Source organism: Corallibacter vietnamensis (assembly GCF_039537875.1).
GTDB lineage: Bacteria > Bacteroidota > Bacteroidia > Flavobacteriales > Flavobacteriaceae > Corallibacter > Corallibacter vietnamensis.
Genome location: NZ_BAABBI010000015.1, coordinates 1 through 966 on the forward strand (window position 1 = coordinate 1; position 966 = coordinate 966).

General features: G+C 31.9%; 2 protein-coding genes. Both read right to left on the reverse strand.

Annotation, left to right across the window (positions count from 1 at the left end):
• Positions 1–241: 241 nt before the first annotated feature.
• The gene (locus tag ABD690_RS13480) at positions 242–508 is read right to left on the reverse strand and encodes a type II toxin-antitoxin system RelE/ParE family toxin (RefSeq protein ID WP_344731121.1); all 267 of its coding nucleotides are present in this window, start codon (positions 506–508) and stop codon (positions 242–244) included.
• 29 nt (positions 509–537) lie between these two features.
• Positions 538–780 (reverse strand): hypothetical protein, encoded by a 243-nt coding sequence (locus ABD690_RS13485; protein ID WP_207972095.1) that lies wholly within the window; start codon positions 778–780, stop codon positions 538–540.
• Positions 781–966: the final 186 nt, after the last annotated feature.

Genomic DNA, 966 nt, shown 5'->3' on the forward strand with positions numbered 1-966 from the left:
AACAACGTTAGAAATAAAATTTTAGCACGCAGTTTTGCAGTAATTAAAAGAGGTACACCTTTTGTAAATATAGCCGCAACAAATTATTGAATTAAGGCTTGTTTTTTACCTTGGAATACGGCTATGAGTAGTTGCGTGGTTTAGCACTAAACTTTGCAAGTACACACCAAGCTGAAAATCCGTAAGGATTTTCAGAAGTAGGCGAGAACAAGCAATTACTTATAGCCATTGTTGTGCAACGTTATTTTTTGTTTTCCAATATTTTCAAAAGTTTTTTCGGATTTTGTCTATTGTCCCAAAAAGCTGTGATGATAATTTCTGTGTCATTAAATTTATAGTAAATACTAAAATTACCTAATGAAGCAACTCTTGTATCTTTGAAATCTGTAGCTTTGTAAATCAGAGGTTTTTCGGCTATCTGTTTTGTTCTTTCCGAAACTAGCTTTAAAAGTTTTTTTGAGTAATTATTTGATTTGTTTCTTTTAACCCAATATTCTAAAATTCCCACGAACTGAATGTCAGCTGTTCGTGTCCAAATTACATTGCGTTTAGCCATTCCAAATTCCTTTTATTCATTGCTTCTTGAGAAATGAGTTTTCCATCTTTTATATCTCGTTCACTCATTTCCAGCATTAATTTCTGTTCTTTGGTCAATTCAACTATTTCAGATTCAGATGAACTCGATGTAATTATTTTGTCAAGAGCCACTAAAAAATCTTTGTTTTTAATCGATAGTATTTTGTCAATCAATCCGTTTCGTATATTATCTACTGTTGCCATTTTTATTTAAATTTATTTTATAAATATGCGAATAATTGGTCGTTTTTCCTAATGTTGCATAACGGTCTCCTTTACTTTGATGTTATTAAATTTATCAAGAGAAGAGAGGAGAACTATAACGGTCTCTAGGGATTACCTCTTACACGTGTTAGTCCTCTCTGTCTCTTGTACGATGCTTTGTTGAAC